Raw genomic sequence first — 14,535 nt, 5'->3', positions numbered from 1 at the left:
ATGTGACGCCGAAGTCTCCGCTCGACGACGACCCAATGTAAAGTCGGATCGAGCAAACATATAACGCGTGAGTCTCCTGATGGAATCCAGCACGGTCCGCCTCAATCTCGATGAGTTGTACAGGCTTGCGTGTGAGGTGCTTCTGCGCAACGGCATGTCTCAATCCCACGCAACTGCGGTCGCAAAGTCGTTGGTGGCAGGACAGCGAGACGAGTGCCATTCTCACGGCGTGTATCGTCTGCTTACCTGCGTCAACGCGTTGCGTTCCGGGAAAGTCTCGGGCAACGCTGAACCGGAGGTCATTGATGCAGCGCCTGGCTTGGTGCGCGTCGATGCAAAGTCGACCTTTGCTCAAGTGGCTTTCGAAAAGGCGTCCCCACTGCTCGTTCGCAAAGCGAAAGAGAGCGGCATCGCCGCATTGGCCATCAATCATTGCTACCACTTCTCCGCTCTCTGGCAGGAAGTCGAACACCTGGCTGAGCATGGTGTCGCTGCGATGGCGATGACGCCCGCCCACCCCTGTGTCGCTCCGGCAGGAGGAACGAAGCCGCTGCTCGGAAACAATCCGTTCGCGTTCGCCTGGCCTCGACATGGTAAAAATCCGTTTGTCTTCGATTTTGCCACCAGTGTGGTCGCCCGCGGAGAGATTGAACTTGCCCGAAAGAAAGGGGAGTCGCTGCCCGACGGCTGGGCGCTCGACGAGAACGGTCAGCCAACCAATGACCCCGGGAAAGCATTGGAGGGCGCGTTGCTCACATTCGGTTCGCACAAGGGCTCGGCGCTGTCGGCAATGATTGAGCTTCTTGCCGGACCTTTGTTGAGCGACTCGATGAGTTTCGAGTCGCTGCAGTCGTATGCTGAAAGTGGGGTGCCGCTGCCTCGAGGAGAACTCATACTTGCGTTTTCGCTAGAGCGCTTTGCTGTTGGGACAGCTCGCGAGAATCAGGAGCACGCGGAGCTTCTGCTCGATAAGATCGTGGAGCAAGGGGCGAGATTGCCTTCGCAACGAAGATTTGCGGCACGAGCTAGAAGCATTGCCGATGGTGTGGTTCTCAGCGAGTCACTTTACAACGAGATTCGCGCGCTGTAGTGCTGGTTCGCCTCGGGGAATTTCGCCGCGTCGGGTCAGTTACATTCCGACATGTGAACGAAAACGTACCTGACTTTTTAACCATAGTTGGAGGAAGCTAACATGGCAGACGAGAAAGTCGCGCTGGTCACGGCGGGTGGTTCGGGTATGGGTGCCGCCGTCGCTCGACGGCTCAGCGCAGATGGCTACAAGGTTGGGGTGCTGTCGTCTTCAGGCAAAGGCGAGGCGCTAGCATCGGAACTCGGTGGAATCGGTGTGACCGGCTCCAACCAGTCGAACGACGACATCGGCAAACTGGTCGACCTGGCCATTGCGCGCTGGGGACGTATCGACGTGCTAGTCAACAGCGCAGGGCACGGTCCACGCGCCGCGCTGCTCGAGCTTACCGATGAGCAATGGCACCAGGGAATCGACACATACTTCCTGAACGTGGTTCGACCGACTCGCCTCGTCGTATCGCACATGAAGAAACAGCGCGCGGGCGTCATCATCAACATCTCGACGGCCTGGGCGTTTGAGCCAAGCGCGATGTTTCCGACGTCGGCGGTCGCTCGGGCAGGTCTTGCTGCCTTCACCAAGCTATTCGCAGACGAGCACGCGAGTGAAAACATCCGGATGAACAATGTCCTGCCCGGGTGGATTGACAGTCTTCCCGCGACGGAAGAGCGTCGTCAAAGCGTTCCGATGCAACGATACGGCACCAGCGAAGAGATCGCGGCAACGGTTGCGTTTCTCGCGTCGGACGGCGCGGCGTACATCACGGGACAGAACATCCGGGTCGATGGCGGGCTGATGCGCTCCATTTGATCCGTGCCCGTCTTAGCAGGATGTCCGGCCCCGGAAGAAAGGGGCCGCGTGCAATCTCGCCTGGATAGCGGCGCGATGGACGAGGCTGCCCGGAAAGTGGCGCTGCTCGGAAGGCAAGCATGGGAAAAGATATCGAAAAGTGCTCGTATTTCGATAGGAATTTGCAGAAAGGTCGTCGCGGCTGATTTTGGCTACCGGCTCGCATCACTAGGATGATTGCAGGCCAGCGCAGTGTTGCCTGGCCCAACGGGTCGTAGGTTCTGTCGATCCGTTCTGTCGATCCGATTTCCAGCCAACCTATCGAGAGTACGACCATGCAATCACCCCGGCCACTGATATGTCTCGCGTCTTTGACTCTTGTCCTGCAACCTCTCGCGGCTCACGCGGATTTGACGGTAAAGATCGGGCAGGTTTCCCCGCTTACCGGCGAGCTGTCCCACATCGGAAAGGATGACGAAAACGGTGTGCGGCTGGCGATCGAAGATCTGAACAGCAGAAAGATCCGGATTGGCGGGCAAAACGTTACGTTCGTGCTCGACTCCCAGGACGATGCGGCCGATCCCAAGACGGCGGTAACCGTCGCCCAGAAGCTGGTAGATGATGGCGTGGCGGGCGTCGTTGGCCACGCGAACTCTGGAACATCGATACCTGCTTCCAAAAGCTACTCGGATGCAGGTATCCCGATGATCACCGAATCGGCAACCAATCCGAAGCTCACGCAGCAAGGATTCACGAACGTTTTCCGTATGGTTGCGAATGACGTGAGACAGGGCTCGGTCATCGGTGCGTATCTGGTCCACGATCTTGGCGCGCGCAAAATTGCACTTGTCGATGATCGTACGGCATACGGTCAAGGTCTTGCCGATGAGATCGAAAAGTCAGTCAAAGCCGCCGGAGGCAGCGTGGTCGCTCGCGAATACGGCACCGACAAGACAACGAACTGGATGGCGATTCTCACCACCATCAAGAGCCGTCAGCCAGAAGGTATTGCTTTCACGGGTGGCGACACGCAAGCAGCGGCGTTCGTGCAGCAGGCGCAAAAGCTTGGCTTGAGGGTGAAGTTCATTGCCGGCGACGAAGCGTGCACGCCCCAGTTCATCAAACTGGCCGGGTCTTCGATGGACAAGGACGTCTACTGCACCCTCGCGGGCGTGCCGCCTGCAAAGATGCCGCAAGGACCCGAATTTTTCAAACGCTATCAGCAGCGGTTCGGTGTTCCCGTGCAGCTGTATGCCCCGTATGCCTACGACGCGGTGCTTGCGATGGCGGACGCAATGCAGGCTGCGGGATCGACAGACCCCAAGGTGTATCTGCCGAAGCTGCGGGCCTCGAAGCTGGACGGCGTGACGGGCGCCATCCAGTTTGACGAGAAGGGGGATATCCGTAACGGCGCAATTACCGTTCGCCAGTTTGATCAGGGCAACTGGACCGACAAGTCAGTCGTGCGTTGACGGCCTCAGCCTCCCACGGGAGCCACGGGTACACCGAGCCCTACCTTCACGTTGCTCATGCTCACCAGCGTCTTGAAGCGTTTGACGTTGTTGTTTGAGAAGAACAGTTGTCGCGTGAGGGCCGTGTACTCGTCCATGTTGCGGACCGTCAGAATCAGCACGAAGTCCCATTCTCCCGCGACGTAGTAGCACTGCTGGATTTCCGGGCACTGTGCGAACGTGCGCTTCATCGAATCGAGCAGATCGATCTGCTCGCTCTCGACCTCGACCGTCGCGATGATCGTCAGAGGATAGCCGACCTTTTCGGGCGCGACGATCGCGGCGTAGTTGCGAATGATGCCTTCGTCCGACATCCGTCGCAATCTGCGATTGACGGCGGCCGTCGACAGGTTGACGCGCGCGCCCAGTTCGTTCTGAGGAATGTGCGCGTCGCGTTGGACTTCCATCAATAGCTTGAGATCAAAATCGTCCAGGCTGAGTGTCATGGCGTTTCGGCTGGAAGCTTGAGAAAGAGATATATTTTTGCATGAGAGGGGTCGATTTAGAGCTTTTTTCTAGCATCCCGAGGAATATTATTTCCTGCACCGACATGAGCATTCCACGAACTTCATGAGCAAGGACGTCCGACAATGGAAAGCACTCTGCAAGGCCAGCTGAAGAGCTGGCGCCAGTATTTGCACCAACATCCCGAAACTGGCTTCGAGGAAATCAATACGTCTGACTATGTAGCGAACATTCTCACGACGCTCGGACTGGAGGTGCACCGCGGCATCGGCGGAACTGGACTCGTTGCCAACCTGACGGTCGGAGACGGGGGGCGGGCTATCGGCCTGCGCGCCGACATGGATGCGCTGAACATCGCGGAGCAGGCACCCGATCGGGCGCATGCTTCGCGCAGCGCCGGAAAAATGCACGCGTGCGGGGCACGACGGGCATATGTCGATGATCCTGGGGGCAGCGCGACTTCTTGCCGAACGGCGCGATTTCAACGGCACTGTCCGCTTCATCTTTCAGCCGGCAGAAGAGCATGGCCGTGGCGCTAAGGCGATGATGGCCGACGGCCTGTTCGAACGGTTTCCAGTCGATGCCATCTTTGGCGCGCACAACATGCCGGGCATGCGCGCGGGAACGTTTGCAACGCGTCCGGGGGGCATCATGGCGAGTGAAGACAACTTCGTCATTCACATCAAGGGGCGGGGCACGCACGCCGCACGTCCGCACATGGGGGTGGATCCGATCGTCATCGCTTCGCAGATCGTGATGGCACTGCAGACGGTCGTATCGCGCAATCTCGACCCGAGTTTGCAGGCAGTAATTTCCTGTACGGAATTCATGGCTGACGGCCTGAGAAACGTCATTCCGTCGAACGTCATCATCAAGGGCGATACGCGAAGCTATTCGCGCGAAGTCCAGACTCTGCTCGAGACTCGCATGCGTGAAGTATGCGAAGGCATTTGCCGCACGCTCGGGGCCAATTGCACTTTTGAGTACACACACGAGTTCGCTCCGACGGTGAACCCGGAGCAATACGTGGACGTCGCGGTCAAGGCGGCGCGCAATGTCGCGGGAACGGATGGCGTCGACGCCAATATTCAGCCAATGATGATTTCGGAAGACTTTGGCGCGTTCCTGCAGGTCGTTCCCGGCAACTTCATCTTTATTGGCAATGGCGAGTTGGCGGGCGAGGGCGGCACGCCGTTGCACAACGCCACTTACGATTTCAATGACGCGATCCTTCTGACAGGCGCCCGGTATTTTGCCGAGATCGCCCGGCTCGAGTTGCCGTGTGGCTAAAGATTGAAGGGATATAAATGAATACCTCTGTATCTTCCTCACCAAAACTCGACGGTGCGGTTCTGCTTCGGCAACTCCATCAACTCGGCGAACTGGGCGCCGATCGCGAGGTCGACGGACGGACTCGCATCGCACTCACTGACGATGAGCGCGCCGGTCGCGATCTTGTCGTCAGATGGATGCGCGAGCTGGACCTCGATGTCCGTATCGATCGCATCGGCAATATCTTCGGCACGTTGCGGTCCGATTCCGATGATGGCCGCCAGCGCCCGTTGATGATGGGTTCGCACATCGACAGCGTAAAGAATGCGGGCGCACTTGACGGTTGCTATGGTGTGCTTGCCGGACTTGCCGTCGCTCGGGCGTTTCGTGAGGCAGGTATCAGGCCGCCGCGTTCGATCACTATCGGCGCCTTCACCAACGAGGAAGGCGTCCGGTATCAGCCGGACATGATGGGCTCGCTGGTGTACGCCGGCGGCCTTTCCGTCGAGGCAGCGCTGGATACGGTTGGCATCGACGGCACCCGCCTTGGCGATGAGCTAGAGCGGATTGGCTATGCAGGCGAGCTCGAGCCCGGCGCAATCGTTCCGCACGAGTATCTCGAACTGCACATCGAGCAGGGCCCGATTCTCGAAGCTGAAAACATCCGCATCGGCGTCGTCGAGAGCCTCCAGGGTATCTCGTGGCAGCAGATTACCGTTGAGGGCAACGCGAATCACGCCGGTACGACGCCGACGCGTCTTCGTCATGATGCGGGCTGGGTGGCCGCTGCCGTTTCGACGTTCCTGCGGGAACTGGCCGTTGCTGCCGGCACCACGCTGGCCACGATCGGCATGCTGCGCATCGAGCCGAACGTCATCAACGTCATTCCGCGCAAGGCGGTGTTCACTGTGGACCTGCGCGATCCGGACGAACATCGCCTGCAGGACGCCGAGCGGCGCCTCGCGGAATTCCTGATAGCGGTAGCGGAAAAGGAGGGCGTGAGGATCACGACCGAACGCCTGGTCCGTTTCGAGCCGGTCGTATTCGATGTCGCACTGGCAAATGCGGTCGAAGCTTCGGCGGAGCGCCTGGGCTTCACGCATCGTCGGATGACATCGGGCGCCGGCCATGACGCCCAGATGATGGCGCGCATCGCGCCGGCCGCGATGATATTCGTGCCGAGCCGCGGCGGCATCAGCCACAACCCGCGCGAACACACGGACGACGATCAGCTCATCAATGGCGCCAACGTGCTGCTGGATGTCGTGCTCAGGCGCCTCGCAGAGAAGTGAGGCCGGTACCTGTTCGCCAATTCATATCATTCATTACTGGAGTATCACGCTCATGCTGGTAGTCAATCCACGTGCAACGCGCACCTCGTATCCCGGTGAGTTAAAAGAGATTCTCAGCATCGGGAAAGCACAGGAAAGCCGTGCCTGGCTTTCCTGCTGGGACAAGATTTCCCCCGAGCTAACCCCATTGCGTGAGTTGCCTGGGTTGGCCGCCAGGCTCAAGATCGACAGCATCGGCATCAAGGACGAGTCGGCGCGCTCTGTACTGGGTAGCTTCAAGGCATTGGGTGCGCCTGTTGCACTGGTCCGCCTGATTCAGCGGCTTTGGCCGAACCATGATCTCGACGCCCGTGGCCTGTTCGAAGGGCGCTATTGGGATCTGCTGACGCATTTCACGGTGGTTAGCGCGACGGACGGCAATCATGGGAAGGGTCTGGCTGCCGCCGCGCAGACGCTGGGTTGCCGTTGTGTGATCGTGCTGCACGCCAATGTCAGCGTCGAGCGCGAGAAGGCGATTGCCGCTTATGGTGCGGAGATTGTCCGGATCACCGGAAACTACGATGAGTCGGTTGAAGAAGCAGCCCGCCTGGCTTCTCTGAACGGCTGGCGCGTCGTATCCGACACGTCATACGACGGTTATGAAGACATCCCGCGTGACGTGATGCAAGGCTACGGAACGATTGCCGCGGAGATTGTGGAGCAGAGCGATAGCCAGCCGAACCAGCCGGCCTACACACATGTGTTTCTTCAGGGCGGTGTCGGTGGCCTCGCGGCAGGACTAGTCAGTTACCTGTGGGAATTCCATGGCGAGCATCGTCCGCGATTCGTCGTGGTCGAACCACAGCAGGCGGACTGTTTGTATCAGAGCGCATTGGCCGGACGAGCCGCACGTGCGACGGGTACCGTCGACTCCGTGATGGCAGGGCTCGCATGCGGGGAAACGTCGCCGCTCGCATGGAAGTTTCTGCAGCCTGGCGTCGATGCATTCATGACGATCAGCGACGACGATGCAGTGAACGACATGCGTATCCTGGCGGCAGGCAGCGATGCAGATGCACCGATCGTCGCTGGCGAGTCGGGCGTAGCAGGTCTCGCCGGTCTCATGGTATTGCTGCAGGACCAGGAGTTGGCGAGGCAAGTTGGCCTTGATGGCGGTTCCCGCGTATTGCTCGTCAATACCGAAGGCGCGACCGCGCCTGCTACCTATCGGGAACTGGTCGGCGAATCAGCCGAATCCGTCCTCGAGCGCCAGGTAGCCTGGTGCGCCAAAGCGATGGCCTGAGCGTACTCGCGCTCGCTTTCGCTCCTGGCTTGATGCCGCTCACCGGACCCGTTGTCCGCTCAAGACTTGCTCCAGCACTGCCGGGATTGGAGTTGCAGTGCGAGTGGGCCCGCAATGCCGTAGCGCCGTGGCCCGGAAGCGAGCCTGCTTGAGCGGCGCCTGCCATCTGCGAAGAGAGGGTGCAGATCACTTTGTCAGGATCCTCTCTACCGCTAAAACGACCCATTTCCCATCCTGTTCTTCGTAAAGCGTTGCCGAAGCGTTTCTGAGGTCGCCTGTCTGGGTGAATGCGATCGTGCCGGTGATTCCGTCAAAGGAATTCGATCGCAGGGCTTTGATGTATTGTTTTGGGTCGGTCGAGTCGGCCGCTTTCATTGCATTGATCATTGCCCATGCGGCGTCGTAGGCGAGCGGGGCGAACTGCACGATCCCAACGCCGAACCGGGCCTTCAGCCTGGCGTCGAGTTCGGCCGCGCGAGGCATCCGGTCGCGCGGAAGCCCGTATTCCCAGCTGAGCATTCCTTTCGCGCCCTGGCCGGCGAGTTGAAGAAAATGGTCGTTCGTGAATCCACCTTCCCCCATGAACCTGGCCTTGATACCTAGCTGACGAATCTGTTTCGCCAGGCCCGCGGCCTGAATGTCCTGACCGACATAGAAGATCAGGTCGGGGTTCAAACCCTTGATCGTCGTAAGCAGGGCTCGGAAGTCGATGGAGTTCGCCGTGGTGTACTGCCAGGTGACGAGTTGAGCGCCACGCTTCTGAATTGCCTTTACGTATTCCGTCACGAGGTTTGTGCCGTAGTCGGTGCTATCGTCAATGACCGCGATACGCTTCGCCCCTAACCGCTCAACCGAATAGGTTGCCGCGAGCAGCGCCATCTGATCGTCATTGCTGATTGTCCGAAAGGTGGTTTCGAAGCCTTGCGCGGTGTACGAAGGTGAACTCGACGTCGGCGAAATCTGCGGAATTCCGGCCCGCCGGTACACCGCGGATGCCGCGACCGAACATCCGGAATTGTAGTGACCAATGACCCCGTTCACACCTTCGTCGACAAAGCGCTGCGCGACCAGCACGGCGGTTTTGGGGTCCGCGGCATCGTCCTGGCCGTCGATCTGGAATGCGACTTTCTTTCCACCGATTTTGAGACTTTGCGCGTTGGCTTGCTCGAAAGCGAGACGAGCGGCGTTCTCGACATCCTTTCCGTTCGATGCCGAAAAGCCGGTCAGTGGTGCGGCGATTCCTATCTTGACTACCACCACATCTTCCGACTTTCCGATTTCCTGCGCGCCGGCGTCGAAAGAGAAAAGCAGGATGATCGCAAGAGCAAAGTGACGAAGAGACATGAGTGCTCCACAGGCAATTTTTTGTGCAAAGGGGTGTATCAGCCGTTAGCGTGCGCGGCCGGCCAACAGGCAGAAATCGCGGATCCATTGGGCGCTTGTCAATTTGTCTTGCCTCGACGTGCTTTAAGGTTCTTGAGGCGTCCGGCGGGATCCACTGGCTTTCGCCCAATCGCCGGCGAGTCGCGGTTCGCCAGATGAGCAGTGAGTTTCTTTCCCTCGGTCATGTTGTGCGCTTCGGCCAGTCTGCCCGCTTCGTCGACATTCCCTGCCAGAATCGCTTCGGCGATCGGGCGATGCTGTTCGACGATCGCGTCTCCATTCTCGACAAGGGAATCGCTCGAGCGGATATAGATCCGAATCTGACGCTCGATGACTTCGTACTGGCTTTTCAGTCGTCCATGATCGGCGAGATCGATCATGGCCTTATGGAACGCAAAGTCTGCTTCGGCAATGGCGCGTTCGTTCGAGGTGGCACAAGCGCGTTCGAGAGCAGCAAAGCAGCTGCGAATCTTGTCCCGTTTCGCGACGTTCAGCTTGGCAGCCACCAGCTGGGCGGCAAGACGCTCCAGGCTCGACCTCAGCGTGTAAAGCTCCCAGACGTCCTTCGGGTTCAGGGTGATGACCGTCCAGCCCGTGTACGGAACGAGTGTCGTGAGCCCTTCCTTGGCCAGGTGATGCAGCGCGGCTCTGACAGTCGCGCGCGAAAGATCCATCTGCTCCGCGAGCTGAATTTCAGTGATTCGCGCGCCAGCGGGCAAATCTCCGCTGATGATCGATTCGCGAAGGATGTCGACAGCTTGCGATCCCATGGACCGCTTGACGACCTTGGGTACATTCAGAACAGAGGACATTTGAATTGCTCCCACCTGGATAACTGCGCCACTTCAGCCAGACAGAATCGCTATCGTTGGAATTCATCATTGTAGACAATCCACAACTATCTACGCCGCATCTCGAAACCCGATCGTCATTCGCTCCATGCGCTCAAAAAGAAGAGTACAATTGTCGGCATTAAGTCGACAATGGTTCGAACAATTTTCGGCCCTGCGACAGACATGGCGGACAGGAAAATGGCAAAAGAGACGGTAGCGGACATTCAGGGCGCCAAGGAAACCGGCACGGCACGGGTTTATGTCACCTTGCGCAACGAAATCCTCACGATGAAGCTTGCTCCCGGGACGCATCTCGACGAGATGGGCGTTGCGGAACGCTTCGGTGTTTCGAGGTCGCCCGTGCGCGAGGCGCTGGTTCGTCTGTCGGCGGAAGGGCTCGTGAACATCCTTCCGAATCGGGGCAACGTCGTTGCGCCCATGGACTTCGGCCGGGTGCCGGAATTTCTGGATGCACTGGATCTGTTGCAGCGCGTGACGACCCGCCTCGCTGCACTGCACCGAACCGATGAAGATATCCAGACCATTCGCCTGGCGGCGAAGGCATACGAAAAGGCGGCGGCGTCGAGTATTAAAAAGCACAATAGCCTGGAGATGATCGAGAAGAACTATGAGTTCCACATGGCTGTCGCCAGGGCTGGAAGGAACGTGTATTTCGCAGATATTTATCGCCGGTTGCTGGAAGAAGGGCGACGGATGCTCAACCTTCACTTCCAGTTTCAGACCCTCGCGAACATGAGCTCCGAGCAAATGGCGAGCGACCATACGGAGATGGTGGCCGCGATCGAAGCAGGCGACGCCGACTGGGCCGAGGCCACCGCACACCAGCACGCGGTTCAGTTCAAAGGCCGCTTCATGCAATTCCTCGATAGAAACCTGACGGCCCAGATGCCCATCAACTATCCGACGAGCAAGTAGGCATGAAGTAAGGCGCGCTTCGCGCGATTGCTTCAGTTCGGTTTCACCACAAACAAGCCGGCCGGGAACGTAAGTCTTCACGGCAGGCTTCCTTGCTCGCGCTATCTTCAGCTTTTTTGCGTGTGAGCAGTTGCATGACCGGAAACCAGCCGGCCTCCGATCGCCCAACTTGCGTGCGCCCTTTCGTCGAATACGATTTGCACATCAGCGAGGGTGCATCCAGTGATGCGGACGGTTTCGCGCGTGAGCGCCTCGGCGAGTTCGGATTTTTGCTCCAGTGTCCTTCCTGCGAGCATTTCTACGTGAATGATGGGCATTACAGTTCCTTCAGCGGATGATGGTTGGGCGTTACTCAGGTTGCGATGCGAACGCCAGATAGGCCGTTGAGACGAGCCAGCCGCAATCGATCGGTAGCGTGACACCGGTAATCGCGGCGGCTTCGCCCGAACAAAGGAAGTAGACCGCGTCGGCGACGTCAGATGGCTTTACGAAGCGGCGCAGCGCCGAACGTTCGATCACGGCATTCGGATCACGTTGACCACAGTCGATGCGCGCCTGCATTGCCTGTGTCAGCGTGTAGCCCGGCGCGACCGCGTTCACACGAACGCCGCGCGGGCCCCATTCGGCGGCCATGGTTTCCGTCAACGCTTTGAGCCCTGATTTGCCAACGGTATAGGCGACCTGTGCGGACGAGCGGAACGTCGTCATCGAACATAGGTTGATGATCGATCCGCGGCCTGCTTCGCACATGGAAGCGCCGAATGCCCGCGATGCGATCAATGTCCCGCGCACGTTGATCTGGAACAGGCGGTCGAATTCCGCGAGATCCATGTCCAGCACGCGCACGGCGTTCTGCAGGATGCCCCCTGCATTGACGAGCGCATGGGGCGCACCGTATTCCCCAATCACCACCGATGCGAACGTGGCGACGTCGTCTTCGCTCGCCAGATCAACCTGATGAAAATGGGCGTCCAGTTTTTCGGCCCGCAGTTCTTCGGCAACACGCTTCCCGCCGGCGGCATTCACGTCCGCCAGGATCACACGATGCCCGGCGCGAGCGAAGCGACGCGCGCAGGCTTCGCCAATTCCACTTGCGCCGCCCGTTACGACGACCACTTCTTGGTTGACCGACATTTTCCTCTCCTAGATGGCCGGCGATTTTTGCGCCTGCCCGCACCAAAGCGACTTATTCAAGTCGACCTAATGACGACAATGATCGTGCTGGCAGATGCGTATGTCAAGAAATCCTGCGTTTCATTGCCGACACATGTTTACCCTGGTTCAAGGCTGAAACCCTTATGTGAAGGGAGTTTCGCATCAAATCGAACCATCGGTTTTAATTTTCACGTTGACATTGTCGGCTTTTGATCGACAATGCGATCCATGGACGAGATGCACTTGTCGCGGCGAAGGAGCTGTAGGGGCTGTGTCGACAGCCGCAGCAAATTATTGTCGCCAATCATCAATTCCATGTGAGCCGGCGTACCGCTATTTCTGGAATGCGCAGACGGTAAGCGGCGTGCACCTTCAACTTGGAATCCGAGCCAACACCAAGGTCTGATGGCCTCAGACGGCTCGAGAACGATCGGGAATCGATATGGCAAGCGCGAGAATTGGGGTCGACATCGGCGGCACTTTCACGGACCTTGTGTTGCTTGACGACAAGGGTTATGTGACTTTCACGAAAGTCTCTTCGACGCCCGCGGCGCCTGAGGAGGCGGTGCTGACGGGTGTGCGGCGCATCCTCGAACAGGCGGGGATGAAGACGTCCGATGTCACCGAGGTGCTGCACGGCACGACGGTCGGTTCGAACACCATGCTGCAGAAGGTCGGCGCGAAGTGCGGCCTCATCACGACGAAGGGTTTCAGGGATGTCCTCGAAATCGGCCGTGTGCGCACGCCGACCATGTTCGACCTTTCGTGGGACAAGCCGGTGCCGCTCGTCGAGCGCCGCTATCGTCTGGAGATTGATGAGCGGGTGCTGGCATCCGGCGATGTGCTGCGTCCGACACCGGTCGACCAGGTCATCGCGGCAGGCAAGTTCTTCCAGAGCGAAGGTGTCGAGTCCGTCGCGATCTGCTTCATCAATTCGTACAAGAACGGCGCGAACGAAAAGGCGGCGCTGGAAGCCTTCCAGCAAGCGTTCCCCGACATCAGCGTGACGGCATCGATCTCGGTGCTGCCCGAGCTGCGCGAGTATGAGCGCACCTCGACGACGGTCGTGAATGCCTATGTGCTGCCGGCATTGCGGACCTATCTGCAACGTCTGGAGTCGGGACTCGAGCGGATCGGCGTCAATGCGCCGCTGCTGGTGAGCAATTCGAATGGCGGTTTGTCCAGCGCGCGGATCGCTCAGGACACACCGGTGTTTTTCATCTCGTCCGGTCGCTCGGCAGGCGTGGTCGGCGCGGGGCGGCTCGGTGACGCGATCAATGAGAAAGAACTCGTCGTCTTCGACATGGGCGGTACGACCGCATCCGCGTCGCTGATTCATGAGGGGCAGCTGGCGCGCACCAACGAGTACGAATTCCGGGCTGGTATCTCGACGCCGAGCCGCTTCATCAAGGCGGGCGGCTACATGATGCGCGTGCCGACCATCGACGTCGCCGAAGTGGGCAGCGGCGCGGGCTCGATCGCGTGGACCGATGCGGGCGGCCTGCTCAACGTCGGTCCGGTGTCGGCGGGTGCGTTCCCCGGACCGGTGTGCTATGGCATCGGCGGCGAAAAGCCCACCGTCACGGATGCGAACGCCATTCTCGGTTTCCTGCCGCAGAAGCTTGCGGGCGGCACGATGGAGCTGAACATTCAGGCCGCGCGCGATGCAGTCGAAAAGTTGCTCGCGAAGCCGTTGGGCATCGGTGTCGAGGAGACCGCGGTCGGCATTCGCGAAGTCGTGAACGTCAACATGGCGCGGACCATCAAGGCGGTGACCGTGGAGCGTGGCGTCGATCCGCGCGATTTCACGCTCGTTGCGTTCGGCGGTTCCGGTCCCGTGCACGCATGCGATCTGGCTCGCGCACTCGACATGAAGCGCGTCGTGTTCCCTGCCGCGCCGGGCGTCTTTACCGCGATGGGCATGCTGGCAGGCGCCGTCGAGCGCTATTTCGTACGGCCGTCGCTGAGCTTGCTCGATACGCTGGACATCGATGCACTCGCGAACGTCGTGACGGAAATGCGCGAGGACGCGCGCCGTGCGCTGGCGGACGAAGGCTATTCGACCGACCGCATCGAATACGTGTTCGATCTCGACATGCGTTTCAAAGGGCAGGACTACGAGATTCCGGTCCGCATTCCCGCCGAACTGACCGACGGCTCGCGTGAAGTCTTGCGCCAGGGATTCCGCGACGCCTACGCCGCGATCTACGGCTACGCATCCAATGATGCGATCGAATGCGCGAACGTCCGCCTGCTCGCACGCGGCATTGCGACCAGCACGCTCGACTTCAACGACATCCGTAGCGCGAAATCAGCAGGAAGCGGCGAGGAAAAGAGCACGCGTCGTGTCTATTTCGACCGCAAGACCGGCTGGGTCGATACGCCCATCGTGCCGCGCTCCAAACTCGACAAGCCGCTCACGGGGCCTGTGATTCTCGAAAGCTCCGATACCACGATCGTGATCCCGCGGGGCTGGCGCGTGAGCACCGACAAGGTAGGCAGCGTGATTGCCTCACTCGACTGATTTCAC

The 14,535-nt window shown here is 59.4% G+C and carries 13 protein-coding genes and 1 pseudogene; 9 read left to right on the top strand and 5 right to left on the bottom strand.

Annotation, left to right across the window (positions count from 1 at the left end; genetic code table 11):
• The first annotated feature begins 79 nt into the window (after positions 1–79).
• The 3 genes from AB3X95_RS29415 to AB3X95_RS29405 all read left to right on the top strand — a co-directional run bounded on the left by AB3X95_RS29415 (position 80) and on the right by AB3X95_RS29405 (position 3,348).
• Entirely contained in the window at positions 80–1,090 is a 1,011-nt protein-coding gene (locus tag AB3X95_RS29415; RefSeq protein ID WP_368593281.1) for an Ldh family oxidoreductase, read from the top strand.
• 102 nt (positions 1,091–1,192) lie between these two features.
• Positions 1,193–1,897 (top strand): SDR family oxidoreductase, encoded by a 705-nt coding sequence (locus tag AB3X95_RS29410; protein WP_368593282.1) that lies wholly within the window; start codon positions 1,193–1,195, stop codon positions 1,895–1,897.
• A 314-nt stretch (positions 1,898–2,211) separates the two neighbouring features.
• Positions 2,212–3,348: a branched-chain amino acid ABC transporter substrate-binding protein gene (locus AB3X95_RS29405; protein ID WP_368593283.1), complete on the top strand. Its 1,137-nt coding sequence runs from the start codon at positions 2,212–2,214 to the stop codon at positions 3,346–3,348.
• Between the two features lie 5 nt (positions 3,349–3,353).
• On the opposite strand, the gene AB3X95_RS29400 is transcribed toward AB3X95_RS29405, so the two are convergent.
• Complete coding sequence (locus AB3X95_RS29400) at positions 3,354–3,833, bottom strand: Lrp/AsnC family transcriptional regulator (RefSeq protein WP_368593284.1); 480 nt, start codon at positions 3,831–3,833, stop codon at positions 3,354–3,356.
• Between the two features lie 144 nt (positions 3,834–3,977).
• Between AB3X95_RS29400 and AB3X95_RS29395 the strand changes: the two are divergent.
• The 3 genes and pseudogenes from AB3X95_RS29395 to AB3X95_RS29385 all read left to right on the top strand — a co-directional run bounded on the left by AB3X95_RS29395 (position 3,978) and on the right by AB3X95_RS29385 (position 7,698).
• Positions 3,978–5,142 (top strand): annotated as a pseudogene (locus AB3X95_RS29395) (M20 aminoacylase family protein).
• Positions 5,143–5,159: 17 nt separating this feature from the next.
• Positions 5,160–6,416, top strand: coding sequence for a Zn-dependent hydrolase (locus tag AB3X95_RS29390; RefSeq protein ID WP_368593286.1), 1,257 nt, complete (start codon positions 5,160–5,162; stop codon positions 6,414–6,416).
• A 52-nt stretch (positions 6,417–6,468) separates the two neighbouring features.
• Complete coding sequence (locus tag AB3X95_RS29385; RefSeq protein ID WP_368593287.1) at positions 6,469–7,698, top strand: diaminopropionate ammonia-lyase; 1,230 nt, start codon at positions 6,469–6,471, stop codon at positions 7,696–7,698.
• A 186-nt stretch (positions 7,699–7,884) separates the two neighbouring features.
• Here AB3X95_RS29385 and AB3X95_RS29380 read toward each other — a convergent pair whose 3' ends face one another.
• Together AB3X95_RS29380 and AB3X95_RS29375 are read right to left on the bottom strand one after the other, a co-directional pair.
• On the bottom strand, positions 7,885–9,042 hold the full coding sequence (locus tag AB3X95_RS29380) for a branched-chain amino acid ABC transporter substrate-binding protein (RefSeq protein WP_368593288.1): 1,158 nt from the start codon (positions 9,040–9,042) through the stop codon (positions 7,885–7,887).
• 98 nt (positions 9,043–9,140) lie between these two features.
• Positions 9,141–9,893 (bottom strand): GntR family transcriptional regulator, encoded by a 753-nt coding sequence (locus AB3X95_RS29375; protein WP_368593289.1) that lies wholly within the window; start codon positions 9,891–9,893, stop codon positions 9,141–9,143.
• Between the two features lie 219 nt (positions 9,894–10,112).
• On the opposite strand from AB3X95_RS29375, the gene AB3X95_RS29370 reads away from it, so the two are divergent.
• The gene (locus AB3X95_RS29370) at positions 10,113–10,850 is read left to right on the top strand and encodes a GntR family transcriptional regulator (RefSeq protein WP_368593290.1); all 738 of its coding nucleotides are present in this window, start codon (positions 10,113–10,115) and stop codon (positions 10,848–10,850) included.
• A gap of 107 nt (positions 10,851–10,957) precedes the next feature.
• On the opposite strand, the gene AB3X95_RS29365 is transcribed toward AB3X95_RS29370, so the two are convergent.
• Entirely contained in the window at positions 10,958–11,167 is a 210-nt protein-coding gene (locus AB3X95_RS29365; protein WP_129962162.1) for a tautomerase family protein, read from the bottom strand.
• A gap of 31 nt (positions 11,168–11,198) precedes the next feature.
• Positions 11,199–11,984 (bottom strand): SDR family NAD(P)-dependent oxidoreductase, encoded by a 786-nt coding sequence (locus AB3X95_RS29360; RefSeq protein ID WP_368593291.1) that lies wholly within the window; start codon positions 11,982–11,984, stop codon positions 11,199–11,201.
• Here AB3X95_RS29360 and AB3X95_RS29355 point away from each other — a divergent pair.
• Both AB3X95_RS29355 and AB3X95_RS29350 read left to right on the top strand, forming a co-directional pair.
• A complete protein-coding gene (locus AB3X95_RS29355) occupies positions 11,895–12,218 on the top strand; it encodes a hypothetical protein (protein ID WP_368593307.1) in 324 nt (107 codons plus the stop codon). The two genes, AB3X95_RS29360 and AB3X95_RS29355, sit on opposite strands and share 90 nt — an antisense overlap.
• A 229-nt stretch (positions 12,219–12,447) precedes the next feature.
• Complete coding sequence (locus tag AB3X95_RS29350) at positions 12,448–14,529, top strand: hydantoinase/oxoprolinase family protein (RefSeq protein WP_368593292.1); 2,082 nt, start codon at positions 12,448–12,450, stop codon at positions 14,527–14,529.
• The last annotated feature ends 6 nt before the right edge of the window (positions 14,530–14,535 follow it).

It is taken from the genome of Paraburkholderia sp. BR13444 (assembly GCF_040948755.1).
GTDB lineage: Bacteria > Pseudomonadota > Gammaproteobacteria > Burkholderiales > Burkholderiaceae > Paraburkholderia > Paraburkholderia youngii.
This window is presented reverse-complemented; position numbering and strand designations above follow the sequence as displayed.

Coding starts and splice junctions, on each gene's coding strand:
- AB3X95_RS29415 (WP_368593281.1), top strand. CDS start 80: ATGGAATCCAGCACGGTCCGCCTCAATCTCGATGAGTTGTACAGGCTT.
- AB3X95_RS29410 (WP_368593282.1), top strand. CDS start 1,193: ATGGCAGACGAGAAAGTCGCGCTGGTCACGGCGGGTGGTTCGGGTATG.
- AB3X95_RS29405 (WP_368593283.1), top strand. CDS start 2,212: ATGCAATCACCCCGGCCACTGATATGTCTCGCGTCTTTGACTCTTGTC.
- AB3X95_RS29400 (WP_368593284.1), bottom strand. CDS start 3,833: ATGACACTCAGCCTGGACGATTTTGATCTCAAGCTATTGATGGAAGTC.
- AB3X95_RS29390 (WP_368593286.1), top strand. CDS start 5,160: ATGAATACCTCTGTATCTTCCTCACCAAAACTCGACGGTGCGGTTCTG.
- AB3X95_RS29385 (WP_368593287.1), top strand. CDS start 6,469: ATGCTGGTAGTCAATCCACGTGCAACGCGCACCTCGTATCCCGGTGAG.
- AB3X95_RS29380 (WP_368593288.1), bottom strand. CDS start 9,042: ATGTCTCTTCGTCACTTTGCTCTTGCGATCATCCTGCTTTTCTCTTTC.
- AB3X95_RS29375 (WP_368593289.1), bottom strand. CDS start 9,893: ATGTCCTCTGTTCTGAATGTACCCAAGGTCGTCAAGCGGTCCATGGGA.
- AB3X95_RS29370 (WP_368593290.1), top strand. CDS start 10,113: ATGGCAAAAGAGACGGTAGCGGACATTCAGGGCGCCAAGGAAACCGGC.
- AB3X95_RS29365 (WP_129962162.1), bottom strand. CDS start 11,167: ATGCCCATCATTCACGTAGAAATGCTCGCAGGAAGGACACTGGAGCAA.
- AB3X95_RS29355 (WP_368593307.1), top strand. CDS start 11,895: ATGCCCGGCGCGAGCGAAGCGACGCGCGCAGGCTTCGCCAATTCCACT.
- AB3X95_RS29360 (WP_368593291.1), bottom strand. CDS start 11,984: ATGTCGGTCAACCAAGAAGTGGTCGTCGTAACGGGCGGCGCAAGTGGA.
- AB3X95_RS29350 (WP_368593292.1), top strand. CDS start 12,448: ATGGCAAGCGCGAGAATTGGGGTCGACATCGGCGGCACTTTCACGGAC.